Raw genomic sequence first — 23,913 nt, 5'->3', positions numbered from 1 at the left:
CTGCTCTTGAGGGCCTTATCTGTACAGAGACTCCAGATTTTCTACCAGGGCGAGGGCTTGTAGTCCTTCAGGAAGACACCGTACTGGTCCTCGCCCTTTTCGCCCATCACGATGGGGTCGTAGACTCTCGCGGCACCATCCACCAGATCCAACGGGGCATGGAAGCCTTCTTCCATGAGCCTGACTTTGGTGTAGTGCGGGCGCTCATCGGTGATCCATCCGGTATCCACGGCGGTCATGAGGATGCCATCGGAATCCAGCATTTCCTGGGCGCTGGTCCTGGTCATCATGTTTAACGCGGCCTTGGCCATGTTGGTGTGGGGGTGTCCGGGGCCCTTGTAGGCGCGGGAGAACTGTCCCTCCATGGCGGAGACGTTGACGATGTACTTCCTGTGGGCCGTCGACCGCTTCATGGCATCCCGAAGTCGGCTGACCAGCAAGAATGGCGCAGTGACGTTGCACAGCTGGACCTCGAGCATCTCCAAGGGATCCACCTCATCCACCACTTGGGTCCAGCTGTTGATCGAGGCGAGGTCGGGGACCAAGCCGCCGGCGTCGATCGCTGTTCCGGACTCGATCCGTTCCAGGGACGCGGACCCGGTGGAGAGCGCCAGAGAGGTAATCGCATCGCCCGCCAGGACAGGGTGCTCGGTGACGCTGCTGGCAAGGGCCAAGGGATGTTTGTCATGGGCATGGCCGAACGTGACCAACTCCGGGCCACCATTGGCAGCGTCAAGGGCGGCAGGCAACGGCTCGTCCTCGGCGTCGACCAAGGGCTTGTAGGCATTGCCGGAGCGCCGAACCGTCTGGGCTGCGTTGTTGATGATGATGTCCAGCGGGCCAGCCTCGTTGAGGGAGTCCGTCAGAGCCATGACCTGCGCCGGGTCGCGGAGGTCAATGCCCACGATCCGTAGCCGGTGCAGCCACTCGCTGCTGTCTTCCATGGCGGCGAAGCGACGGGCTGCGTCCTTGGGGAAACGGGTGGTGATGGTGGTGTGGGCGCCATCCCTGAGCAGGCGCAGCGCGATGTACATGCCGATCTTGGCGCGTCCGCCGGTCAACAGGGCCCTGCGTCCCGTGAGATCCGTGCGGGCATCGCGCTTGCTGTGGCTGAAGGCCGCGCATTCAGGGCAGAGCTGGTGGTAGAAGGCATCAACCTGCGTGTAGTGCTTCTTGCAGATGTAGCAGGGACGCGAGCGGATAAGGTGGCCTGCGACCTCACCCGTGACGGAGGGGGCCAGCTTGTTGCCACGGGTTTCGTCGTCAATGCGGTCCGGAGCGGCGGTGGCCGTCAGGGCAATGACGGCCCGGTCAGCCTCGGCGATGGAGTCGCGCTTGGTGACCCGGCGGTGCCGCTTGACGGCTTTGAACATCTTGCCGGTGGCACGGCGGACTGCAACGTAGTCCGGGTGCTCCTCGTCATAGACGTGGATCGTGGTCAGAACCTTGAGGCAGGCCTGGATCTCTTCAGGCGTCAGATCGGTGGAGCTCATTGACCTGATTTTACAGCCTTGGGAGCCAGTGGCCTGCCTCGGGTTCTGTCGGCGTCAGTCGGGCGTCCAGCGCTTAGTGCGAGGCGCCCTGCGCTGCGGCATCCGCTACGCGTGACTGGATTCCTGCTGCTACTTTTTCGGCAGAGTCGCGGATGTCCGGATCATCATGGGTGGCGGCCTTGACAGCCTCGGGCAGTCCACGGCGGTGTTGCGCGGACAGCGCGAGCTCGGCCTCGCCGGGCTCGGGCACAACCTGGCCCTTTGCCAGCACGGTGATGCCTGACTCCGTCACCTTGTATCCCCGCGCCTTATCCAGGGCTGGGTCCAGGCCGATGGCCGCACCAGCAGGAACCTTCACGTTCTTGTCCAGGATGGCCCGCTTAATCACGGCGCCTTCGCCTACCCGGACCTTATCCATGAGGACGGAGTCTTGGACACGGCTGCCGGCGGCCACGTAGGCGTCGTTGGAGATTACGGAACCTTCAACGATGCCACCGGAGACCACCACGCCGCTGGCAACAATGGAATCGAGGGCCGTACCCACTGTGTTGTTCTCGCCTCGGACAAACTTTGCCGGGGGCGAGATGCTCTGGCGCGTGTAGATCGGCCACTCGGAGTTATACAGGTTGAAGATCGGCACGGGGGAGATGAGGTCCATATGGGCGTCATAGAACGAGTCGATGGTACCGACGTCCCGCCAGTACGTGCGGTCCCGATCCGTGGCTCCCGGGATGTCGTTGAGCGTGAAGTCGTACACGCCCGCTTCCCCCTGGTCCACGAAATACGGAATGATGTCCCCGCCCATGTCGTGCTTGGTATCGAGCCGCTCTGCATCCACATGCAGGGCTTCAACCAGGGCGTCTGCGTTGAAGACGTAGTTGCCCATGGAGGCCAGGAACTGCGTGGGATCTGCTGCCAGCCCGGGGGTGCTGGCCGGCTTTTCCACAAAGGCGGCGATTTTCTGGGGATCGTTCTGGTCTACCTCGATCACGCCGAATTGGTTGGCCATGTTCAGGGGCTGCCGCACAGCAGCAACCGTCGCTTTGGCGCCACTGGCAATGTGCTGCTCCACCATTTGGGAGAAGTCCATGCGGTACACGTGGTCAGCGCCGACCACAACCACGATGTCCGGGGCGTCGTCATGGATGAGGTTCAGCGATTGGTAGATTGCGTTGGCGCTGCCAAGGAACCAGCTCTTGCCCACGCGTTGCTGCGCGGGCACAGAAGCTACATACCGGCCCAGTTGCGTTGACATACGCCAGGTCTCCGAGATGTGCCGGTCAAGGCTGTGCGATTTGTACTGCGTCAGTACAACGATTTTCAAATATCCCGAATTAACAAGATTGGATAGTGCAAAGTCAATCAGCCTGTAGCCGCCTGCGAACGGAACCGCGGGCTTGGCCCGATCCGCCGTCAGCGGCATGAGTCGGTTGCCTTCTCCGCCTGCCAATACGATTGCCAGAACTTTCTTCAACGCCATGGTCACAGCTCCCCGTACGTCTTCGTATCCCCCAAAAGTCCGATTTTCCGGACTCTTTCACACTAGAACACATACGCCGGAACGACTACGTTGGTTAGCGTGCGAATAGACATTGTGACTAAAGAATTCCCTCCGGAAATTTATGGCGGTGCCGGTGTCCACGTTGCCGAGCTCAGCCGGGTGCTGGCAAAGCACGTCGACCTTCACGTGCGGGCCTTCGGCGCGCTGCGTGAGACCGACTATCACGGGGCTTCGGTGGCTTCCTACGCCACCCCCGAAGACCTCGGCGACGCCAACCCAGCCCTTCAAACCCTGGGCGTGGACCTGAGGATCGTTCCGGATATTGCGGGAGCGGACCTGGTCCACTCGCACACCTGGTATGCCAACATGGCGGGCCACCTCGCCTCGCTGCTGCACGGAATTCCCCACGTGCTCAGTGCCCACAGCCTTGAGCCTCTCCGCCCGTGGAAGGCTGAGCAGCTGGGGGGCGGCTACGCGTTGTCCTCCTGGGTGGAGAAAACGGCCTATGAGGCAGCAGCGGCGATCATCGCCGTCTCCGACGGCATGCGTCAGGACATCCTCCGCAGCTACCCCGACGTGGATCCGGACAAGGTCCGCGTTGTCCACAACGGCATCGATGTGTCCCTCTGGGAACGCGATGAAGAGGACGATGCCATCCGAGCACTGGGCATCGATCCCGCCAAGCCCAGCGTGGTCTTCGTGGGACGCAACACCCGCCAGAAGGGGGTACCGTACCTGCTTCGCGCGGCGTCCAGCCTTCCTGACGACGTCCAGTTGGTGCTGTGCCTGGGAGCCGCCGATACCCCCGAGCTTGCGGCCGAAACTGCACGGCTCATCGAGGAACTGCAAACCAAGCGCCAAGGGGTCGTCCTCATCGAGCGGATGCTGCCCCGGAAGGAACTTATCCAGGTGCTCAGCCATGCCACGGCGTTCGCCTGCCCTTCTATCTACGAGCCCCTGGGCATCGTGAACCTCGAAGCCATGGCATGCGGCGCGGCGGTAGTGGCCAGTGCCACGGGCGGCATTCCGGAGGTGGTCCAGCATGGCGAAACCGGGCTGCTGGTACAGCTGGAGCAAGTCACCGACGGAACAGGGACGCCCCTTGACCCGGAGAAGTTCGTCAGCGACTTCGCGGCTGCCTTGAACGAGGTGGTGGCAGATCCTGCACGTGCCCGCGACATGGGCATTGCGGGGCGCCGCCGCGCGGAAGAGCACTTCTCCTGGGAGTCCATTACGGAAACAACGTTGGAGGTCTACCGCTCGGTCCTGCGCTGAACCACCAGCGCCGCTACAGCGGAAGACAGGAAAACACGACGGCGCCGCCCCCTTTGGTGGGGACGGCGCCGTCGTGCTGTTCAACAGTTCCGCAGCTGTTAAGCGCGTGGCTGCCCGGGTCTGCTAGCGGGTTTTGGACGCCTTCAGTGCAAGAAGGGTTTTCTCGTCGGCGGGTGCGCTGCCGCTGGCCCGCTGCTCACGGAAGTGCTTCCGCGCCTCGTCCTGACGGGTGGATTCTGCGCCGGTCGCGATCGAGGCCCGCAGGTGCTCAGGTCCGTAGCCGAAAGCATCGACGAGGTCCACAGCGTGCGGGCGGATCTTGACGAGCAACCTGTTGATGTACGTGCCCACCGTTCGGCCACGCTGCATCGAGAGCCGTCCGTTCATGAGGTACCAGGACAGGTGCTTTTCAATCAGGGACAGCCCGAAGAGGTCACGCAGCCACGTCAAGACACGCTTGGTTCCCTCATCGGAGACCTGTGCCAGGGCTTCTGTGAAGGCCTCCCACTGGAGCAGTTCCGCGTGCGCCTGGGCGGCTTCGATGAGCTCGTTCTGATGCTGGTTGAACAGTGCCGCGGCCTGGTGCTGGGGAAGTTTGTTGGCTCCCTTGAGTGCAGCACCGACCTCGGCAACCATGGACTGCACCCGGTCGGCGAGCAACGTCCGCTGGCCTTCCTCGTCCCGCAGGGCCAGGGCGGCTTTCTGGACTGACCCCGTGTCGGCCACGAACTGGGCAACCTGGCGAAGCCCCGTCCGGTGGAGCGCCACTCCGGCCGCCTGGTCCACCACGTAGCGGGCAAGGACACCAAAGTCTGCGCTGCGGAATTCCTTGGCGTAATCGGCCAAAAGACGCTTGGCCACCAACTGCAGCAGCACGGTGTTGTCGCCCTCGAACGTGACGTACACGTCAAGGTCCGCGCGGAGGGAAGCAAAGCGGTTTTCGATCAGGAATCCGGCGCCACCGCAGGCCTCGCGGCATTCCTGCAGCGTGTCCAGGGCATGCCACGTGCTCAGCGGCTTGAGAGCGGCGGCCAACGTTTCAAGGTCCTGCCGGTCGGCGTCGGTGTCATGCGCACCGGAGAAGACGTCGTCGAATTTCTGCAGGAGCTGCTCGTGCGCGAAACTGGCCGCATAGGTAGTGGCCAGCCGGGTGAACAGCCGGCGCTGGTGCCGCTGGTAGTCCAGGAGTACTTCCTCGTCGGTTGCCGAGGAGGCGTTGAACTGACGGCGTTCAGTGGCGTACTGGATGGCAGTCTTCAAAGCAACCTTGCTGGCAGCAACCGCTGCTCCGTCCAGGGAAACGCGTCCTTGGACGAGGGTGCCAAGCATGGTGAAGAAGCGGCGCCCCGGGCTCTCGATGCTGGAGGAGTAGGTGCCGTCCACAGCCACATCGCCGTAGCGGTTCAGCAGGTTGGTGCGCGGGATCCGTACATTTGTAAAGTGCAACCGGCCGTTGTCGATGCCGTTGAGTCCACCCTTAATGCCGTCGTCTTCACCGCCGATGCCCGCAAGGAACTCCTTGGTGGCTGGATCACGGAGTTCCACATAGAACGCATGGACGCCGTGATTGACGTTCCTGGTGATCAGCTGGGCGAACACCACTGCGGCGAGGCCGTCGTTGGCAGCATTGCCGATGTAGTCCTTCCACGCCGCCCGGAAAGGTGTATTGATGACGAATTCCTGGCTGGCTTCGTCGTACGTCGCCGTGGTGGCGATGCTGGCAACGTCAGAGCCGTGGCCGGTCTCGGTCATGGCGAAGCACCCGGGAATCTCCAGGCTCATAATGCCGGGGAGCCATTTGTCCTGATGTTCCGTTGTGCCGAGGTGCATCACGGCAGAGCCGAACAGGCCCCACTGGACGCCGGCCTTGATCTGAAGTGACGGATCGGCGGTGACGATCTCTTCGAAGCCGGCGATGTTGCCGCCATGATCGTCGGAGCCACCCAACCGGGTGGGGAAGGCACGATGGACAGTGTTGTTGTCCACCAGGAACTTCAATTGCTCGAACACGCGGGCGCGGTGCTCGGTGTGGTGCAGTCCTTCGATCTTTTGTACCGCCGGATTGCCTGCCACTTTGCGGGCCTCGTGGCGGATGTGTGCCCACTTGCCGAGAAGCTGCTCTCCAAGCGAGGCGACGTCCACCGCAGGCTCGGCGCCAGTAGCGGCATCCTTGCTGCCTGTGGGGTGCTGGGCCGATGCGGTCCGGTCCACTACTTCAGTCATGTTGCTTCCTTCTTTGGTTTCCGACAACTGATGAGTCATTGCTGGTGTCAGGTGGATGTCTTGAGCGCTGGAGCAATGCCGAGGCACAACCAGTCGGTGATTTGAGCTGCCATGGTTTCCTGGTCCGGCTTGGCGTCGCCTGCCGGGCTCCCCAGCCACATCTCTCCGGCGTTCCTGACGAGGCCGATGGCGGCGGTGGGCCAATAGACAAGCACCGCTTCCTTCTCTTCGCCCAGGTACTCCCGCATGGGGGTGGCGATCATTTCAGTGATTTGCTCAAAGAAGTTCCCCAGCGCTCCCGAGGCGGCAATGGCGTCCTGCGCTGACGCTTCACCTGGAGTAAGCCGGGTAATGAACGCATACACGTGGGGGCTTGATTCGGCCATCTGCAGGTAGGCGGAGACCATGGCGAACAACCCTTCGCGGGGAGTCGATGCCAGCTGTGCGGCTTCCTGCATGCGGCGCTGCATCTGCCCCAGCACTACCTCGCCCATGGCTTGCTGAAGTCCCGCTTTGTCGCCGAAATAGCGATAGAAAACAGACTTCGACGTACCGGCGGCTCCCGCTATGTCCTCCATGGACGCATCACTACCGAGCCTGTGAACCGCTTTGCGCGCTTGCCTGATGAGTTCGGCACGCCGCTCCTCGCGGTGGGACTGCCAACGGGCAGTCCGGCCGTCGACGACGGTATTCTGCGCATCCGCTGCGGCACTGGCGAATTCTTCGTGGCGACTGTTCACGATACCCAGCGTATCAGGTACGCTGGGTATCAGTAACTGGCATTGATCGAAGGAGACCAGCATGGCTGCAGCAGACGTCACCACGGGTGGGACCCGGGAACCGGCTTCCACCCCCCAAGCACCACGCAAGGCGGTCATCGTGGGCGGCAACCGCATCCCCTTTGCCCGCACAGGAGGCGCGTACGTTAAGTCCTCCAACCAGGACATGCTCACCGCGGCGCTGGAAGGCTTGATCGCCAGGTTCGGGCTGCAGGACGAACACATTGGCGAGGTTGCCGCCGGAGCGGTGCTCAAACATTCGAGGGATTTCAACCTCACCCGCGAAGCCGTCCTCGGCTCAGCGCTGTCACCGGAAACTCCCGCCTATGATCTGCAGCAAGCATGCGCGACCGGGCTTGAAACGGTGATCGGGTTGTCCAACAAGATCAAGCTGGGGCAAATTGAGTCAGCCATTGCCGGTGGGGTGGATTCGGCATCCGACGCCCCGATCGCCGTGAGCGAGGGACTGCGTGAGATCCTGCTGGATCTCAACCGTGCCAAAACCCCTATCCAAAAGCTCAAGATCATCGGCCGCATCCGCCCCAAGGACCTGGCACCTGATGCACCGAACACGGGTGAGCCGCGCACCGGTCTTTCCATGGGGGAGCACCAGGCACTCACTACGGCGCAGTGGAAGATCACCCGCGAAGCCCAGGATGAACTTGCTTTCAACAGCCACCGCAATCTTGCTGCCGCTTATGAACGCGGCTTCTTTGATGACCTCATCACTCCCTACCGCGGCCTCAACCGCGACTCCAACCTGCGCGCAGATACCACTTTGGAGAAACTCGGATCGCTGAAGCCGGTCTTCGGCAAGAACCTCGGCGCGGAGGCGACCATGACGGCGGGCAACTCGACGCCACTCACTGACGGCGCATCCACCGTCCTGCTCGCAACGGGGGAGTGGGCCGACGCCCACGGCCTGCCTAAGCTCGCGACGGTCCTGGACGGCGAAGCCGCCGCAGTGGACTTCGTGCACGGTAAGGACGGCCTCCTCATGGCGCCCGTTTTCGCAGTTCCGCGCCTGCTGGCCCGTCATGGCCTGACGTTCGAGGACATCGATTTCTTCGAGATCCACGAAGCATTCGCCGGCACGGTCCTGAGTACACTCGCTGCCTGGGAGGACGAAGACTTTGGCCGTACCAGGCTCGGACTCGATGGAGCGCTCGGAAAGGTTGACCGGGCAAAGCTCAACGTCAACGGATCGTCGTTGGCTGCCGGGCACCCGTTCGCCGCTACCGGTGGCAGGATTGTGGCAAGCCTTGCGAAGATGCTGCATGAGAAGGGCTCCGTGGACGGGCGTCCGGCCCGCGGCCTGATCTCCGTTTGCGCCGCAGGCGGCCAGGGCGTCGTTGCCCTTCTGGAAGCAGCATAGGGGGAACTCCATGACAGACAAATACACACAACTGGTGAGCCACGGGCTGGGAAGGAACGTCGCCAAACGGCTCGGATTGCCTCAGCCGGTGGAGCTTCGCCGCTACCAACCCGGCAGCCCACTGGTCACCGGCCCGGTTCTGGTCAACGGAGACAGTCCAGGTGCGGACGATATTGCCACCACACTCCTCGGGTGGGGTCTTGACGTCCGACGGAACGCGTTGCCCAAGGAAAAACTGGGCGCCATCATTGTGGTCCTCGATGCTGTCCAACACCCCGGAGACCTTGCCGGACCCGTCCTGACCGCAGGCACTTCGCTTCGGGATCTGGGCGCCAACGGACGGGTAGTCACCATCTCCCGGACATCCCAGTCAGCCCAAAACCCTTCCGGGGCCGCAGCGCGCCAGGGCATTGACGGGCTGGTGCGGTCCTTGGCCAAGGAACTCCGTGCAGGCTCCACCGCCAACGGCATACTGCTCGACGACAACCTCGCCACCACGAGCCCCTCGGCATTGGGTGCACTCAGGTTCTTCCTCTCCGGGCGTTCTGCCTACGTGGACGGACAGTTCCTGACGGTCAGCTCGACGTCGGGCACCTTGCCCAGCGACCAGGACAGGCCGTTGGCCGGCAAGGTTGCAGTAGTCACCGGGGCGGCCCGGGGTATTGGTGCTGCCATTGCCCGGACGCTGCACCGCGACGGCGCCAGAGTGGTTGCAGTGGACATCCCGGCAGCCGGGGACCACCTGGCTGCAGTGGCCAACGAGGTACGGGGCACCGCTCTTCAGCTCGATATCAGTCGTGACGACGCCGGTCACCGGATCATCGAGCACGCGGTGGAACGCCACGGCCGGCTCGACATCGTGGTCCACAATGCTGGAATCACCCGGGACAGGCTGCTGGCGAACATGGACGAAAGCCGATGGCAGTCGGTGATCGCCGTCAACATCGCAGCCCAACTGAACATCAATGAGGTCCTTCTCGCATCCGAACACTTCAAGGACGCACCGCGCATCGTGTCGGTGGCTTCCACCAGTGGCATCGCAGGCAACAGGGGACAGACCAACTACGGTGCTTCCAAGGGCGGGGTGATCGGCATGGTGAGGTCCACGGCCTTGCTGATGGAACCCTTCGATGGAACCATCAACGCGGTGGCCCCCGGGTTCATTGAAACCGAAATGACGGCCCGGATGCCCTTTGCCATCCGGGAGGCTGCCCGCAGGCTTAACTCGCTCAAGCAGGGCGGACAGCCGCGGGACGTAGCCGAGGCCATCTCCTTCCTGGCCAGTGACGCCGCTGGTGGAATTTCCGGCCAGGTCCTGCGGGTCTGCGGTCAGCAATTGGTGGGAGCATGACCAATCCCCAGCCAGTGATCCTCGGGGAGCTGCCCTCACTGTCCAAGCTCTACGTCAATGCGGCAACAACCGCGGCCCGCCGTCGGGTATTGGGGGCGGCAACAGGCAAGCTCAGCTTGCCCTCAGTCAGCCACGAAGTGAGGAACGTCAAGGCAGAAGTGGGAAACCTGACGGCGTACCAACATCTGGTGGGGGAGACGGCCAGCGACACCCTGCCGGCCGGTTATGTCCATGCACTGGCCTTCCCGGTGTCCTTGAGCGTCATGAACCGGGATGATTTCCCGTTGCCGCTCCTGGGCATGATCCACCTGAAGAACCATGTGGAGCAACGGGTTCCCATTGCCTTCTCCGAGGCTTTGGACATCAGGTCCTGGGCTGAGAACCTCGCGGGCCACAAAGCCGGAACCCAAGTGGATGTTGTGGCGGAGGTCCGTTCGGCTTCCAGTGGCGAACTGCTCTGGCGTGGCGTCTCCACCTATTTGGCCAAGGGCATCTTCCTGCCGGGCATCGACAAACCAGGAAGCGCGAACGGAGCAACAGCACCCAGCGATTTTTCTCCTCCCAACCCCACCGCTCTGTGGCAACTCGGCTTGGATACCGGACGAAGCTACGCAACGGTCTCCGGGGACTTCAACCCGATCCACCTCAGCGTCCTGTCTGCCAAGGCTCTTGGCTTGCGTGGGTCCATTGCCCACGGAATGTACCTTGCCTCCCGCGCGCTGGCTGACGTGGGGGCCGTCAAGGCCGATGCGTTCACGTGGGACGTTGCCTTTGAGGCTCCGGTGTTCCTCCCGGCACGGGTCGCCGTGGATATCTCGACGGTTCAGTCGGTTTCAGGGGGTTGGGAACGCTCGGATTATGCAGCGTGGAATGCCCGCAGCGGCCGGCGGCATTTCACTGGCACTGTTGCTGCGTTGGGGTGAGTAGGGTCCCGTCGTCAAGCGAAGGGCGGCGGTCACCATATGGTGACCGCCGCCGTCGTCGTCAACCCCGTATCTGCTGCCTGGAACCGCAGGAGCGGACCGTGCGGTTCCACAGCGACACCAGAAAGTTCCGCAAACAAAACAAGGCCCGGAATCCGTGGATTCCAGGCCTTGCGATAGTGCGCGGAGGGGGACTTGAACCCCCACCCCCTTTCGAGGACTAGCACCTCAAGCTAGCGCGTCTGCCATTCCGCCACCCGCGCAGGTGGTGTTCGGTGGAGTCGTTTGCACCTTCCGGTGCTTCACTTTCCTCCGAAGCAGCGAGAAAAACTCTAACACGGTTTCCGGTGGCGAAAAAATCGGCGCTGGCCAGGATGGCCCCAAGGGACACCCGGCGACTTCCGGCGCCATGCATTCCTGACGGGGACCGCGTCCGGTGAGTAGGCTGATGGGACAGGGGACGTCCACGCTGCGGAAGCGGCAGTGCACGTCGCCGAAACCTGCAGCCCAGCCACGCAAGGAGAGTTTCCATGTCTGTCATCCGCCCCGAAGATGAAGTTGTCCGGATCTGCCAGGAGCTGATCCGTATTGACTCCTCCAACTTCGGCGACGACACCGGACCGGGGGAACGCGCGGCTGCCGAATACACGGCCGGCCTCATTACTGAAGTGGGGCTCGAGGCAGAGATCTTCGAATCCGCCCCCGGCCGCGCCAACGTCGTAACGCGGATGGCCGGCGAAGACCCGTCTGCCGACGCCTTGGTGGTTCATGGACATCTGGATGTTGTTCCGGCCCTGAAGGACCAGTGGAGCGTTGATCCATTCAGCGGCGAACTCAAGGACGGGCTGGTTTGGGGCCGTGGCGCCGTGGATATGAAGGACATGGACGCCATGATCCTGTCGGTCATGCGCGACTTCGCCAGGACCGGCCGCAAACCCAAGCGGGACATCATTTTCGCATTCTTCGCCGATGAGGAAGCAGGCGGCACTTACGGCGCCCGCTATGCGATCGAACACCGGCGCGAGCTTTTTGACGGCGCCACTGAGGCCATCTCCGAAGTGGGCGGCTTCTCCGCCACCATCGGCGGCCAGCGGACCTACTTGCTCCAAACAGCTGAGAAGGGCCTCTCCTGGCTCCGGCTGGTGGCACATGGCCGCGCCGGCCACGGATCGCAGATCAACACCGACAACGCCGTCACCCGTTTGGCTGCTGCCGTCACCAGGATCGGCGAATACAAGTGGCCGGTGGAGCTGACCCCTACCACCCGCCAGTTCCTGGACGGCGTCACCGAACTGACCGGCGTCGAGTTCGATGCCGACAACCCTGACATCATCCTGAAGGAACTCGGCACCGTCGCCCGCTTTGTCGGTGCAACGCTGCAGAACACGTCCAACCCCACGCTGCTGCGTTCCGGGTACAAGCACAATGTCATCCCGGAGTCGGCCGAGGCATTCGTGGACTGCCGGACGTTGCCCGGCCAGCAGGAACTGGTGTTCGAGACCATCAAGGAGCTTGCGGGCGAGGGCATCGACATCAGCTATGTCAACAAGGACGTGTCCTTGGAAGTGCCGTTCGCCGGCAACCTGGTGGATTCCATGATTGACGCCCTGCACTCCGAGGATCCCGGCGCCAAGGTGCTTCCCTACACACTGTCCGGCGGCACGGACAACAAATCCTTGAGCAAGATCGGCATCACCGGTTACGGTTTCGCCCCGTTGATGCTCCCTGATGAGCTTGACTTCACCGGCATGTTCCACGGCGTCGATGAGCGCGTGCCGGCCGAGTCCCTCCAATTCGGCGCCCGCGTCCTGAACAGGCTGCTGAGCAACTACTAGACCGATAATCAACGAGAAAGAGGCCTGGTGATGGCACCCGAGGAAATCCTCCCCGACGCCCTGCTTGAGCGGCTGCGCGGCCGCGCTGCCGGCTACGACCAAAACAACGGATTTTTCCACGAGGACCTGGAGGAGCTGGCCGCGGCCGGCTACTTGAAGCTTTTCGTCCCGGAGTCCGACGGCGGATTCGGGCTCGGTCTCGAAGCGGTAGCTGCCTTGCAGCAACGGCTCGCCACGGCTGCCCCGGCCACAGCGCTGGCCGTCAACATGCACCTGGTGTGGACCGGCGTCGCGCAGGTCATGGCTGCCCGGGGCGACAACTCGTTGGACTTCGTCCTCAAGGAAGCGGGCCAGGGTGAGGTTTTCGCTTTCGGTATTTCCGAAGCGGGCAACGACTCCATGTTGTTCGACTCGGGCACCGTTGCCGAGCCGCTGCCCGATGGTGGTTACAAGTTCACCGGCCGGAAGATCTTCACGAGCCTTTCCCGGGGCTGGACCCGGCTGGGCACTTTCGGAAAAGACTCCGATGCCAGGGCCGGTGAGGGAGAGCTGGTCTTCGGTTTCCTGCGCCGCGACGAGCCCGGACACGAAACCCTCAGCGACTGGGACACACTGGGCATGCGGGCCAGCGCTTCAAACACAACGCTCCTGCATGGCGCCGTGGTCCCGGCTGAGCGGATCTTCCGCAAGCTCCCGGTAGGACCCAACAAGGACCTGCTGATCTTCGCCATTTTCGCGTGCTTCGAAACGCTTCTCGCAGCGGTCTATACGGGGGTGGCCCAACGTGCTTTCACGCTGGGAGTAGAAAACGTCAAACGCCGGGTGTCGGCCAAGCACGGTGGACGCAGCTTCGCCCAGGACCCTGATATTCGGTGGAAGGTGGCCGACGCCGCACTGGCCATGGACGGCATCGCGCCACAAATATCCAGCATTGCCCGCGACGTTGACAACCTGGTGGACCACGGGGCCCAGTGGTTCCCCCGGCTGGTGGGGCTCAAATCCAGGGCTACGGAAAACGCGCGCTACGTGGTGGACCTTGCCATTCGGGTCACGGGAGGCTCCAGCTATTTCAGGGGCTCTGAGATGGAACGCCTCTACCGGGACGTCCTTGCAGGAATCTTCCACCCGTCCAATGACGAATCTGCGCACAACACGGTGGCCAACGCCTGGTTGGGGCCGCTGGAGGAGCTAGACGGTCCGCTGCACTGAATACACTTTGCGGCGCAGCCAAAAACGGCGGCCACCGCCAAGGTAGAGCACGCTGCGTTCGAGCTCCCATTTGCCGTATTCGGAATGCTCCGCGAGCCGGCGTCGGGCGTCGGGCAGAGAATCGTCAGGTCCCACCGTCAGTACGAGGTACTCGTACTGACGTGCATAGTCTCGTTGGCGCTCTACGGAGCTACCCGGAAATTGTTCTCTCATCCCTCTCCATTTTCGTCCTTTTCCGGCTAACGTGAAGGCATGAGCATCGATCCGCGTGTCGCGCTTCAATCATTGACCGGCGCCCTTGAAGAGCACCTGGCTGCGGCCTCCGCCCGCCGAGGTGAAGGGGATCCCACCGTCGAGGCCGCGTTCTTCGCTGTTGCCGACGCTTTCGAAGTGTATGAGGACGCACTCTACGAGGCATATTCCGAGGTTACTCCGCTCCAGGTGTTCGATGATGAGGAAGACGAAGACGACGAGGTGCCCGACGAAGACCTCGAAATCGTCGAGGACTAGCCCTCCCACCGACCGGCCGCCTTGGGGCGGTCGGTTTTTTGTGTCCTGCTCTCATCTTTGTAGCTCTTCAGGCCCGGATTTCCGGGGTTTTCTGGAGTCAAGGCACGTAGTCCCTGCACCCCCGGATAGGTACTCGCACGTAGGGGTCATAGGTAATCCTGCGCAAAGTTGAGTATCGACTACTGGTGCGCCTTCGGAGTGCCGCGGCTTCACTGATAGGTAGGCAACGGCAGGTCTGCAAAGAGGGCTGACATGGTGAGAGTTCCAGTCTTGCGATCAGGCAAGGCAGCGGCACCCGAGGGTGCCGCTCATGCCTCCGCGGGGTCAGCCTTCCGGACAGACTCTGCCGCCGCCACCGTCAATCCGCCGGCGTCTCCCTGGATTGGCAAGTCCGCTGCTGCACAGCGGACTGAAAAGGCGGGACTGGCGGCGCTGAGGTCGGATGTCACCCTGGACCACGTGACGCCGCCAGTCACCCACCGCCACGCGCGGATCAAGGCACCGCTCAAAGACCGTTTGACGTGGACTCGCTTCCTGACCACCAGCCTCCTGCTGGCTGACACGGCCTTGGTTGCCGGAGCTGTCCTGGCCGGGACAGCCCTGAGCCCCGATGGAATGGGCGTATCGCCCGGAAGCCCGGCACAGGCCCAACACTTGTCCATGGGGTTGGTCCTGGGAGTGGTCTGGTTGGCGGCCCTGGAGGTGTACAGGACGCGCGATCCCAAAGTCCTCGGAGTAGGCCCGGAGGAGTACAAACGGGTACTTTCCGCCAGCTTCCGGGTTTTCGGATTCCTGGCCATCGTTGCGGTGGTATTCCGTCTGGAGGCTGTCAGTTCCTTTGTCCTGATCTCCTTGCCGCTGGGCCTGGTGGCCCTGACCGGAAGCAGATGGGGCTTCCGCCGATGGTTGAGCCATGAGAAGTCGAGGGGCCGTTGCCTTTCCCGCGCGATCGTTGTGGGCGAACCCCAGGACGTCAGGTACGTCATCAAGCAGATCAACCGTAAGTCCGGTGCCGCCTACGACATCCTGGGTGCCTGCCTCCCAGGTGCCCGCCGCGGTACCGTCCTGGCCGTGGACCACCTGCGCGTACCGGTCCTTTCCTCCATTTACGGCGTGGCGCATACCGTCCGGCAGACCGGTGCCAACGCGGTGATCGTGGCAGGCCCGGTTCCTGGTGGAAAACAGTTCATCCAGGAACTTGGATGGCGGCTGGAGGAAAATGCCGCTGAGTTGGTTCTGGCCGCTACCTTGACCAACGTTGCAGGTCCACGCATCCACTGGCGGCCCGTTGAGGGACTTCCACTCATGCACGTTGACATTCCGCATTACTCCGGTGGCAAGCACACGCTCAAGCGGCTGATGGACATCACAGTCTCTGCAGCGGCTTTGCTCGTCCTGGCTCCTGTCTTGCTCGTCCTGGCCGCAATCGTCCGGGCCGACAGCCCCGGGCCTGTCCTGTTCAAGCAGGAGAGGATCGGAAAGCGGGGCACGACCTTCCAGATGCTGAAGTTCCGTTCCATGGTGGTGGATGCCGAAGCACACCTTGAAGCCCTTGGCAGCCAAGATGAGGGAGCCGGAGTCCTGTTCAAGATCCGCGGAGACCCCCGCGTTACCCGGTGCGGCCGGTGGATGCGCAAGTACTCCCTGGATGAACTGCCACAGTTCTGGAATGTCCTGGTGGGAAACATGAGCCTGGTGGGGCCCCGGCCGCCACTGTCACGGGAAGTCAGCGGCTACGAGCGCCATACTCACCGCCGGCTGTTGATCAAACCCGGAATCACGGGGTTGTGGCAAATCAACGGACGCTCGGACCTTCCGTGGGACGAGGCAGTCCGGCTGGATCTCTACTACGTGGAGAACTGGTCAATAGCGGGGGACCTCATGATCATGTGGCGGACCTTCCGGGCGATGACCCGGCCTTCCGGCGCCTATTAGTGAACGTTACGCATTACCTGATAAGAACCGCGCTTTCAACACAGAAGTCGAGTGGGAAATGAGCATACGAACAATTCCATCGGGACAACTGAATGGCCACGCAGTGCGGCCCAAGCTTCAGATTGCAGTGGTCGGGGCAGGCTATTGGGGTCCCAATCTCGCCAGGAACCTTAAAGCCAGCCCTGACTGGGACCTGGTGGCCATTTGCGACCTGGACGTAGAACGCGGGCTCAGGCTCGCCGAAACGGTAGGTGGCGTGGCCGTCGTCGAGTCCTTGGACGAACTGCTGGACACATACAACCTTGATGCCGTTGCGGTGGCGACACCGGCACACACCCATCACGGAGTGGTGATGACGGCGCTGCGCGCCGGGAAGCATGTGCTGGTGGAAAAACCCTTGGCGGACAGCCGGGCAAAAGGCCTGGAGATGGTGGAAGAAGCCAAAGCCAGGGGTTTGGTGCTGATGGCGGACCATACCTACTGCTTCACCCCGGCAGTCTTGAAGATCCAGGAGCTTGTAGCCACCGGGGCGTTGGGCGATATCCTCTACGTCGACTCGGTCCGTATCAACCTGGGCCTGGTCCAACCGGACGTCAACGTTTTCTGGGACCTGGCTCCCCATGACCTTTCCATCCTTGACTTCGTCCTGCCGGGCGGCCTGCACCCCACAGAGATCGCGGCCCATGGGGCAGATCCGCTGGGTACCGGCCGTGACTGCGTGGGACATTTAACGTTTGGCCTTCCCAACGACGCCATGGTGCACATCCACGTGAACTGGCTCAGCCCCACCAAGATCCGGCAGATGATCATCGGGGGATCGAAGAGGACCCTCGTGTGGGATGACCTGAACCCGCAACAACGCCTCAGCGTCTACGATCGTGGGGTCAGCCTTGAACACCAGCCCCGGTCAGCGGCGGACAAACGGACCTCCGCCATTTCCTACCGCCTCGGCGACACGTGGTCGCCTGCACTGCAGGAACGCGAGCCCCTGGGCCAGGTGGTGGCCGAACTCGCTGCGTCCATCCGTAACCACACCATGCCCCGTACCAGTGGAGAGTCCGGGCTCCGCGTCCTGTCTGTCCTGGAGGCCGTCACCCAAAGCCTGAGCACCGACGGGCAGTCCACAGTGGTGGCCGGCAACGAGGTCAATCTCCAGGTTGCACGGTGAAAAGGCTCCTCGGCGCCAACGTCCTGGTCACCGGTGGCGCCGGAACCATAGGGTCCACGCTGGTTGACCAACTGCTCAACGCCGGTGCCGCGCACGTGGACGTCCTGGATAACCTGGTGCGGGGACGCCTGGCAAACCTGGACGCCGCATTGGCCAGTGAACGGGTGGACCTGGTGGAAGGTGACCTGCGGGACCGCGACCTGGTGCATGACCTCACCCGGGGCAAGGACCTGGTGTTCCACCAGGCCGCCATCCGCATCACCCAATGCGCCGAGGAACCACGGTTGGCACTCGAAGTGCTGGTGGACGGAACGTTCAACGTGATCGAGGCCACCGCCCAACACGCCGTGGACAAGCTCATCCTGGCCTCCAGCGCTTCTGTGTACGGCATGGCCGAAGAATTCCCCACCACCGAACGCCACCACCATCACAACAACGACACGTTCTACGGCGCAGCCAAGTCCTTCAACGAGGGAATGGCGAGGAGCTTCCGGGCGATGACCGGCCTGAACTACGTGGCCTTGAGGTACTTCAACGTTTATGGTCCGCGGATGGACGTCCACGGGCTGTACACCGAGGTGCTGGTCCGTTGGATGGAGCGGATCGTCGATGGCCGTCCGCCACTGATCTTCGGCAGCGGTCAGCAAACCATGGATTTCATCCATACCGCCGATGTGGCCCGGGCCAACGTCCTGGCAGCAGTCAGTGACGTCACCGATGGTGTCTACAACGTGGCCAGCGGGACCGAAACCAGCCTCGCCGGGCTGGCCCAAACGCTGCTGGACGTCATGGAGTCACCGCTGCACCTTGAGCACGGACCGGAAAGAGCCGTCAACGGCGTGGCGCGCCGCCTGGCCGATACCTCGGCCGCGCGGGAGGACCTCGGGTTCGAGGCTGCCGTCGGCTTGGAAGATGGACTGCGCTCGCTGGTTGCCTGGTGGCGGCCACTGCGTGAAGAGATTGCCGCAGCACGCACCACCACCCGACCTGACGCTCCGGTAGCTGGTGCGAGATGACCGCCTCCGGTCTCCACCTGGCACGCATCGACGTCATGAAGCCGTGGCTGGGCGAGGACGAGGCCCAGGCAGTGGCCGAGGTGATCGCCTCCGGGTGGGTGGCACAAGGTCCCAAAGTCCGCCAGTTCGAAGAGGCGTTCTGCCTGCTGCAACAGGCAGGCTTCGCCGTCGCGACCTCCAACTGCACTACAGCCCTGCATCTGGCCCTTGTGGTGGCCGGCGTGGGCCCGGGCGATGACGTAGTAGTCCCGTCGTTCTCGTTCATTGCCACAGCCAACGCAGCAACGTACGTGGGGGCTCGTCCGGTGTTCGCCGACGTTGACGTCACAACCGGTTGTGTCACCGCAGAGACACTGCGTGCCGCCCTGACTCCGGCCACCAAGGCAGTCATCGCCGTGGACCAGGGCGGAGTGCCCGTTGATCTGGCTCCCATCCGGGCGATGTGCGATCCGCTGGGCATCACCGTGGTGGAAGATGCTGCCTGCGCCATCGGTTCCCGCTACCACGGCCGGGCTGTGGGGGCCGGAGCGGAAGTCGCCGCCTGGTCCTTCCACCCACGCAAGATCCTCACCACCGGGGAAGGCGGCATGCTGTCCACCTCGCGGCAGGACTTTGCTGATACATCAAGGCGCCTCCGTGAACACGCCATGAGCGTCTCTGCCGCCGACCGGCACGCCAGCATTCTCGCGCCCCCGGAGGAGTACCTCGAAATCGGGTTCAACTACCGCATGACTGATCTTCAGGCCGCCGTCGGAATCGTCCAACTGGGCCGGCTCCGGGAGGTCATCCAGCGGCGGCGGAAACTGGCAGCTACCTACGCGGACGCTTTCGCAGAAATCGAGGGCTTGCGCCTGGTCAGCGACCCGGACTATGGAATCAGCAACTTCCAGTCCTGCTGGCTTGAAGTCGGGCCAGGGTTTCCCCTGGGACGCGACGGGTTGATGTCTGTTTTGGCCGAGGATGGAATTTCTGCGCGGCGGGGCATCATGGCAGCCCACCGCCAACCGGCCTACGCCGGCAAAGACACCGGGAAGGCAGCCCTGGATGCCACTGAATGGCTGACTGACCACACCCTCATCCTGCCCCTGTACCACCAGCTTTCCCTGCACGATCAGGTCCGGGTCATCGATTCCGTGTATCGGGCAGCAGGTCGACTGACATGAGTGAACTTCTCCTCATAGCAGCCAGCGGCCTGGCCAGGGAGGTCCTGGCCATGGTCCGCAGCAACGGGCCCTTTGACGTCATCGGGATCCTCGACGACGACGAAGACAAACTCGGTCGGGTGGTGGACGGCGCCCACGTCCTGGGCCCCATCCGGGATGCCCTGAATTTCCCCCATGCATTGTTGCTGGTGTGCATCGGATCAGGATCGGGGAGGGAAGCCGTCGTCATGCGGCTCAGGACCCTGGGACTGGATGAAGGCCGATATGCCACGGCCATAGACCCCTCCGTGCAGGTCCCCGAAGGCTGCATGATCGGCAGGGGCAGCATCCTCCTAGCCCACGTGAGCATGACAGCGTCCGTGACGATCGGCAACCACGTAGTAGCCATGCCCGGCGTGACCTTCACCCACGACGACGACATCAGTGACTTTGCGACTTTCGCCTCAGGGGTTTCGCTCGGGGGCAACGTTCATATCGGGCGTGCCGCCTATGTCGGGATGAATGCCAGTGTCCGCGAGCGCACGTCCATCGGCGCAAATGCCACGATCGGGATGGGCGCGGCGGTCCTCACGGACGTACCGGCAGAGGAAACCTGGGCCGGGGTCCCGGCACGGGTGATCAAGCGGGGAAATTCCCCTGCGCTGGAGGGCATCCAATGAAACTGATGCGTCCCGTTCCCCTCCGGCACCCGGTGAGTGTTTCGGTGGTAGTGCCGTGCTACAACTACGGACACTTCCTGCCTGAGGCTGTTGCCAGCGCTTTGACGCAGGAGGGCGTGGACGTTGAGGTCATCGTGGTCGATGATGCGTCCACGGATGGCAGCGCCGCCGTGGCCTGGCGGCTGGCCTCCGAGGATCAACGCATCAGCGTTGTCCTCCACGACAGCAACAAGGGGCACATTGCCACCTACAACGACGGACTCTCCAGGGCGCGGGGCCGGTACGTAACGCTTCTGTCCGCAGATGATGTCATAGCCCCCGGTGCGTTGGCCCGGGCTGCCGCGCTGATGGAAGCCAACCCCCGGGTGGGAATGGTGTACGGCCTGCCCCGGGACTTCACTGACAAGCCTCCTGCCCCTTCCTCCCATGACCACAGCACATGGACTGTGTGGGAAGGCCGGGCATGGATTTCCCTGGCGTGCGCCCGCGGGAGGAACTTCATCCTCTCACCCGAGGTGGTCATGAGGACCGCGGCAGTGCTCAGCGTGGGTGCTTACAGCACCACGCTGCCGCACTCCGGGGACCTGGAGTACTGGCTTAGGGCAGCAGGCTCCTGGGATGTGGGCAGGATCAACGGGCCGGTGCAGGCGTTCTACCGGGTCCATGGGGCCAACATGCATCAGACGGAGTTCGCAGCGGCCGCTGTGGACCTGAAGCACCGGCTGGAGGCATTCCGGGTCCTTGAAGACTCCCGGTTTCCGGGCAATCCGAAGAACCGGGCACGACAGGTGCAGCGGGCCAAGTGCGCCCTCAGCAAAGAAGCCGCGCAGCTGGGGTTCAGGGAAATCAACCACGGCGGATCGGTGGAGGCCGCAGTCGAGCTCCGGAAATTCATCGAGAGCCTGCACGAGGTTCCCGGAAACATCCACCGGGCCAACGCGTTGCAAGCCAGGATCGCCCGGGCAGCCCGCGGCCGGAAACCAAGGGCAGAAAGGCTCGCCGCTGCTTTTGTGCGCAGCCAGCTGGACCGGGTCCGTTGGAGGCTATGGGCCATGACGGGAATCTCATGACCGCCGTCAGCGGCCAAGACCGCACACTGGGCAACCGGGCTGCGAGCGCCACGCTGTGGGGCGGTGTCAACATGGCCTTGGGCAGGATCGTCCAGTTTGCCACCACCATCATCGTGGCCAGGATGATTGCCCCGGAGCACTTCGGCGCGCTCGCCGTAGCCATTGTGGTGCAGACCATCGCCACCAACATGGCCGAGCTCGGTGCGACCGCAGCCTTGGCACGCGGCACCGGGGATCCGGACAAGATCGCCCCCACCGTCTTCTCCATTGCACTGGTCACCAGCGGAGTCATGACGGCGGCAGCAATCGCCCTTGCACCTGCCTTGGCAACAGCGTTTGATGACCCCGCCGCGACGCCCGTGATCCAGGTGCTCTCGCTCACCATCCTCCTCCAGGGAGCCGGCGCCGTCCCTTCCACCATGGTGTGGCGGGAGTTCCTGCAAAAGCCGCGGGTCGTCGTCGACCTCTGCAGCCTGGTCACCGTGCTGGTACTGGTGGTGCCGATGGCATTGGACGGCTGGGGAGCGATGGCGCTCGCCTGGTCCAGAGTGGGTGGACAGTTGGTGGCCCTGGCCGGCTATTGGATCATCACTCCCAAGCGGTACGCCCCGGGCTTTGACCGGACGGTGGCCGCGGAGATCCTGCGCCTGGGAATGCCGTTGGCCATGGCCAACCTGGTGGTGTTCGTGACCTTGAACGTGGACTATCTCCTGATAGGCCGGATGCTTGATCCGACGGCATTGGGCCTGTACCTCCTGGCGTTCAACCTGGCCGGGCTGCCCAGTTCGGTGATCACTGCGATCATCCGGGCCACTGCGGTGCCGACCTTTGGCCGACTGTTCGCGGAGGGCACCCTGGGGGCGGTGGCGGGCAGGTTTGTGGCCGGTACTTCCTACTGCGCATTCCCGATCTCGGCCATGGTGATAGCTCTTTCGCACCCTTTGATAGTGGTGGCCTATGGAGACGCATGGGCGCCGGCCGGGATAGCGCTGGCAACACTGGGAGTCTTCGGCGCTACTCGGATCTTGGTGGAAGTCTTCGCTGACCTGTGCGTGGGCGCCGGTCGTACTGTGTGGCTGTTCTGGTTGCAGGTGGCTTGGCTGGTGAGCCTCACTCCGGCACTCATCGTTGGGATTCAATGGTGGGGGATTGCCGGGGCGGGAATCGCGCATGCTGCAGTGGCCTGTTTGGTGGTCATCCCTTTGTATGTGGTGGCGCTCAAATCCGTGCTGGCTGTTGGCGCCTGGGAATTGGTGCGTGGAAGTCTTGTCCCACTCGCGGCCGCCATAATCGCCGGATCAACGGCGTGGCTTGCAAGCGTCAGCGTGACGGAGCCTTTGATGGCACTTCTGCTGGGGGGCTTCCTGGGTGGAGCGGTGTACGTAGCGTTGACGTACCGGCGGGGGAGGCTGCTGGTGCAAACTTTGCGGGGGCTGCTCCGTGAGAGGACTTCCCTCCCTGCGGGCGGACATACTGGTACGGGGGAATCATGATGGTAAACCTGCCAGTGAATGGTGCCAGTTCCTCACCGGGCAGCGACCTTGCGGTGGTCACACCAAGCTATGTGCCCGATCGTGAGTTGTGCATTGACCTTAACCGGTCGGTCCTCGAGATGACCGGCCCCGGCGTGGTCCATCACATCATCGTCCCGGATCGGGATTTGGGGGTCTTCGCTGTCCTCCGAGGGCCCAGGACAGAGGTGCACGCAGCCAGCGAATTCCTGCCGTCTTCGTTTATCAGGCTTTCGCGATTCAACGTCTGGATCAATGCAGCCCATCCGTGGCCGCCGGTTCGTGGCTGGATCGCACAACAGATACTTAAACTCGCCGTGGTTGCAGCACTCCATGTTGACGGCGCCTTGCTCCTTGACTCCGACAGCCTGCTCATCCGCGATACCAACCTTGATACGTTCCGCAAGGACGGCAGGATCGCCCTTTACCGCGCACCAGGGGCTGTTGATGCGTCCCTTCCCGGGCACAGGCAGTGGCACGTTTCAGGCCGTCGGCTCCTGGGGCTGCCGTCTCCTCCCGAAGGTGACCTGGCTGACTACATCTGCTGGCCGTGCCTTTGGGAACCGGCCGTGGTAAGAAACCTGCTCCAGCACATCCAGAACGTTACCGGCCGAGACTGGCACACAGCTGTCGGAGCGGAGCTGCATTTCTCCGAGATGATGCTGTACGGCCTGTATGTGGACGAAGTCACCGGCGGCCCTGCCGCCAGCATCAGTGAGATGTGCGGAATTGTCCACTCCGACGAGGTGCCCTTGGACCAAGCGGACATCGAACGGCTGCTCCACGGGGCGGCCCCCGGCAAACATGTTGTGATGCTCTCCGCCAAGGCCGGCATACCACTGGATGTGCGCAGGCGTGCCTTGAGGTCGTTCCGGCAGACCGCCCCCGGTTCAGAACGGGGTGATATCCAGTGATCA

Annotated in this window: 20 protein-coding genes and 1 tRNA gene; 15 read left to right on the top strand and 6 right to left on the bottom strand. The window is 63.1% G+C overall.

From position 1 onward, the window contains the following. Nucleotides 1-41: 41 nt before the first annotated feature. Complete coding sequence (locus tag WBN73_RS11650; protein ID WP_280622842.1) at nucleotides 42-1,493, bottom strand: SDR family NAD(P)-dependent oxidoreductase; 1,452 nt, start codon at nucleotides 1,491-1,493, stop codon at nucleotides 42-44. 73 nt (nucleotides 1,494-1,566) lie between these two features. Beyond that, on the bottom strand, nucleotides 1,567-2,979 hold the full coding sequence (glgC, locus tag WBN73_RS11645; protein WP_172322769.1) for a glucose-1-phosphate adenylyltransferase: 1,413 nt from the start codon (nucleotides 2,977-2,979) through the stop codon (nucleotides 1,567-1,569). A gap of 93 nt (nucleotides 2,980-3,072) precedes the next feature. On the opposite strand from glgC, the gene glgA reads away from it, so the two are divergent. Then, on the top strand, nucleotides 3,073-4,269 hold the full coding sequence (gene glgA, locus WBN73_RS11640; protein WP_207593552.1) for a glycogen synthase: 1,197 nt from the start codon (nucleotides 3,073-3,075) through the stop codon (nucleotides 4,267-4,269). A gap of 123 nt (nucleotides 4,270-4,392) precedes the next feature. Here the strand turns inward: glgA and WBN73_RS11635 are convergent, their stop codons facing one another. Together WBN73_RS11635 and WBN73_RS11630 are read right to left on the bottom strand one after the other, a co-directional pair. Then, entirely contained in the window at nucleotides 4,393-6,492 is a 2,100-nt protein-coding gene (locus WBN73_RS11635) for an acyl-CoA dehydrogenase family protein (RefSeq protein ID WP_207593553.1), read from the bottom strand. Nucleotides 6,493-6,539: 47 nt separating this feature from the next. Continuing rightward, nucleotides 6,540-7,295: a TetR/AcrR family transcriptional regulator gene (locus WBN73_RS11630; RefSeq protein WP_207597554.1), complete on the bottom strand. Its 756-nt coding sequence runs from the start codon at nucleotides 7,293-7,295 to the stop codon at nucleotides 6,540-6,542. On the opposite strand from WBN73_RS11630, the gene WBN73_RS11625 reads away from it, so the two are divergent. The 3 genes from WBN73_RS11625 to WBN73_RS11615 are packed head-to-tail and all read left to right on the top strand — an operon-like array spanning nucleotide 7,294 to nucleotide 10,920. Then, nucleotides 7,294-8,646, top strand: a complete 1,353-nt coding sequence (locus WBN73_RS11625) for an acetyl-CoA C-acetyltransferase (protein ID WP_207593554.1) — start codon at nucleotides 7,294-7,296, stop codon at nucleotides 8,644-8,646. The genes WBN73_RS11630 and WBN73_RS11625 overlap by 2 nt on opposite strands. A 10-nt stretch (nucleotides 8,647-8,656) precedes the next feature. Next, nucleotides 8,657-9,997, top strand: coding sequence for a 3-oxoacyl-ACP reductase (locus WBN73_RS11620; RefSeq protein WP_337340319.1), 1,341 nt, complete (start codon nucleotides 8,657-8,659; stop codon nucleotides 9,995-9,997). Then, nucleotides 9,994-10,920 (top strand): MaoC family dehydratase, encoded by a 927-nt coding sequence (locus WBN73_RS11615; RefSeq protein WP_337340318.1) that lies wholly within the window; start codon nucleotides 9,994-9,996, stop codon nucleotides 10,918-10,920. Before WBN73_RS11620 ends, WBN73_RS11615 begins: the two co-directional genes overlap by 4 nt. Before the next feature lie 180 nt (nucleotides 10,921-11,100). Here the strand turns inward: WBN73_RS11615 and WBN73_RS11610 are convergent. Next, nucleotides 11,101-11,183: transfer RNA gene (locus tag WBN73_RS11610), tRNA-Leu, on the bottom strand. A gap of 267 nt (nucleotides 11,184-11,450) precedes the next feature. Here WBN73_RS11610 and WBN73_RS11605 point away from each other — a divergent pair. Then, a complete protein-coding gene (locus WBN73_RS11605; protein ID WP_280622847.1) occupies nucleotides 11,451-12,755 on the top strand; it encodes a M20/M25/M40 family metallo-hydrolase in 1,305 nt (434 codons plus the stop codon). 30 nt (nucleotides 12,756-12,785) lie between these two features. Continuing rightward, nucleotides 12,786-13,964 (top strand): acyl-CoA dehydrogenase family protein, encoded by a 1,179-nt coding sequence (locus WBN73_RS11600; RefSeq protein WP_207593558.1) that lies wholly within the window; start codon nucleotides 12,786-12,788, stop codon nucleotides 13,962-13,964. On the opposite strand, the gene WBN73_RS11595 is transcribed toward WBN73_RS11600, so the two are convergent. Beyond that, complete coding sequence (locus WBN73_RS11595) at nucleotides 13,944-14,177, bottom strand: DUF5703 family protein (protein ID WP_011774832.1); 234 nt, start codon at nucleotides 14,175-14,177, stop codon at nucleotides 13,944-13,946. The two genes, WBN73_RS11600 and WBN73_RS11595, sit on opposite strands and share 21 nt — an antisense overlap. A gap of 39 nt (nucleotides 14,178-14,216) precedes the next feature. Between WBN73_RS11595 and WBN73_RS11590 the strand changes: the two genes are divergently transcribed. The 9 genes from WBN73_RS11590 (at nucleotide 14,217) to WBN73_RS11550 (ending at nucleotide 23,910) form a co-directional block, all read left to right on the top strand. Beyond that, the gene (locus tag WBN73_RS11590) at nucleotides 14,217-14,474 is read left to right on the top strand and encodes a hypothetical protein (RefSeq protein ID WP_207593559.1); all 258 of its coding nucleotides are present in this window, start codon (nucleotides 14,217-14,219) and stop codon (nucleotides 14,472-14,474) included. A gap of 252 nt (nucleotides 14,475-14,726) precedes the next feature. After that, on the top strand, nucleotides 14,727-16,409 hold the full coding sequence (locus WBN73_RS11585) for a sugar transferase (protein ID WP_337340317.1): 1,683 nt from the start codon (nucleotides 14,727-14,729) through the stop codon (nucleotides 16,407-16,409). Between the two features lie 58 nt (nucleotides 16,410-16,467). Next, the gene (locus tag WBN73_RS11580; protein WP_280622851.1) at nucleotides 16,468-17,577 is read left to right on the top strand and encodes a Gfo/Idh/MocA family protein; all 1,110 of its coding nucleotides are present in this window, start codon (nucleotides 16,468-16,470) and stop codon (nucleotides 17,575-17,577) included. After that, the gene (locus WBN73_RS11575) at nucleotides 17,574-18,593 is read left to right on the top strand and encodes an NAD-dependent epimerase/dehydratase family protein (RefSeq protein WP_337340316.1); all 1,020 of its coding nucleotides are present in this window, start codon (nucleotides 17,574-17,576) and stop codon (nucleotides 18,591-18,593) included. Before WBN73_RS11580 ends, WBN73_RS11575 begins: the two co-directional genes overlap by 4 nt. After that, entirely contained in the window at nucleotides 18,590-19,756 is a 1,167-nt protein-coding gene (locus WBN73_RS11570) for a DegT/DnrJ/EryC1/StrS family aminotransferase (protein WP_337340315.1), read from the top strand. Before WBN73_RS11575 ends, WBN73_RS11570 begins: the two co-directional genes overlap by 4 nt. Further along, nucleotides 19,753-20,415: an acetyltransferase gene (locus WBN73_RS11565; RefSeq protein WP_207593564.1), complete on the top strand. Its 663-nt coding sequence runs from the start codon at nucleotides 19,753-19,755 to the stop codon at nucleotides 20,413-20,415. Before WBN73_RS11570 ends, WBN73_RS11565 begins: the two co-directional genes overlap by 4 nt. 5 nt (nucleotides 20,416-20,420) lie before the next feature. Next, nucleotides 20,421-21,485 (top strand): glycosyltransferase family 2 protein, encoded by a 1,065-nt coding sequence (locus WBN73_RS11560; protein ID WP_337340314.1) that lies wholly within the window; start codon nucleotides 20,421-20,423, stop codon nucleotides 21,483-21,485. After that, on the top strand, nucleotides 21,482-22,978 hold the full coding sequence (locus WBN73_RS11555; RefSeq protein WP_337340313.1) for an oligosaccharide flippase family protein: 1,497 nt from the start codon (nucleotides 21,482-21,484) through the stop codon (nucleotides 22,976-22,978). Before WBN73_RS11560 ends, WBN73_RS11555 begins: the two co-directional genes overlap by 4 nt. Continuing rightward, nucleotides 22,975-23,910: a DUF6492 family protein gene (locus WBN73_RS11550; RefSeq protein WP_337340312.1), complete on the top strand. Its 936-nt coding sequence runs from the start codon at nucleotides 22,975-22,977 to the stop codon at nucleotides 23,908-23,910. Before WBN73_RS11555 ends, WBN73_RS11550 begins: the two co-directional genes overlap by 4 nt. Nucleotides 23,911-23,913: the final 3 nt, after the last annotated feature.

It is taken from the genome of Paenarthrobacter sp. CCNWLY172 (assembly GCF_037402035.1).
Classification (GTDB): Bacteria; Actinomycetota; Actinomycetes; order Actinomycetales; family Micrococcaceae; genus Arthrobacter.
Note: the sequence above shows the minus strand (reverse complement) of the source record. Positions and strands in the feature narration are given on the sequence as shown.

Excerpts from the sequence above, each read along its gene's own strand:
- WBN73_RS11650 (WP_280622842.1), bottom strand. The coding sequence starts at position 1,493 with ATGAGCTCCACCGATCTGACGCCTGAAGAGATCCAGGCCTGCCTCAAG.
- WBN73_RS11635 (WP_207593553.1), bottom strand. The coding sequence starts at position 6,492 with ATGACTGAAGTAGTGGACCGGACCGCATCGGCCCAGCACCCCACAGGC.
- WBN73_RS11625 (WP_207593554.1), top strand. The coding sequence starts at position 7,294 with ATGGCTGCAGCAGACGTCACCACGGGTGGGACCCGGGAACCGGCTTCC.
- WBN73_RS11630 (WP_207597554.1), bottom strand. The coding sequence starts at position 7,295 with ATGCTGGTCTCCTTCGATCAATGCCAGTTACTGATACCCAGCGTACCT.
- WBN73_RS11620 (WP_337340319.1), top strand. The coding sequence starts at position 8,657 with ATGACAGACAAATACACACAACTGGTGAGCCACGGGCTGGGAAGGAAC.
- WBN73_RS11615 (WP_337340318.1), top strand. The coding sequence starts at position 9,994 with ATGACCAATCCCCAGCCAGTGATCCTCGGGGAGCTGCCCTCACTGTCC.
- WBN73_RS11605 (WP_280622847.1), top strand. The coding sequence starts at position 11,451 with ATGTCTGTCATCCGCCCCGAAGATGAAGTTGTCCGGATCTGCCAGGAG.
- WBN73_RS11600 (WP_207593558.1), top strand. The coding sequence starts at position 12,786 with ATGGCACCCGAGGAAATCCTCCCCGACGCCCTGCTTGAGCGGCTGCGC.
- WBN73_RS11595 (WP_011774832.1), bottom strand. The coding sequence starts at position 14,177 with ATGAGAGAACAATTTCCGGGTAGCTCCGTAGAGCGCCAACGAGACTAT.
- WBN73_RS11590 (WP_207593559.1), top strand. The coding sequence starts at position 14,217 with ATGAGCATCGATCCGCGTGTCGCGCTTCAATCATTGACCGGCGCCCTT.
- WBN73_RS11585 (WP_337340317.1), top strand. The coding sequence starts at position 14,727 with ATGGTGAGAGTTCCAGTCTTGCGATCAGGCAAGGCAGCGGCACCCGAG.
- WBN73_RS11580 (WP_280622851.1), top strand. The coding sequence starts at position 16,468 with ATGAGCATACGAACAATTCCATCGGGACAACTGAATGGCCACGCAGTG.
- WBN73_RS11570 (WP_337340315.1), top strand. The coding sequence starts at position 18,590 with ATGACCGCCTCCGGTCTCCACCTGGCACGCATCGACGTCATGAAGCCG.
- WBN73_RS11565 (WP_207593564.1), top strand. The coding sequence starts at position 19,753 with ATGAGTGAACTTCTCCTCATAGCAGCCAGCGGCCTGGCCAGGGAGGTC.
- WBN73_RS11560 (WP_337340314.1), top strand. The coding sequence starts at position 20,421 with ATGCGTCCCGTTCCCCTCCGGCACCCGGTGAGTGTTTCGGTGGTAGTG.
- WBN73_RS11555 (WP_337340313.1), top strand. The coding sequence starts at position 21,482 with ATGACCGCCGTCAGCGGCCAAGACCGCACACTGGGCAACCGGGCTGCG.
- WBN73_RS11550 (WP_337340312.1), top strand. The coding sequence starts at position 22,975 with ATGATGGTAAACCTGCCAGTGAATGGTGCCAGTTCCTCACCGGGCAGC.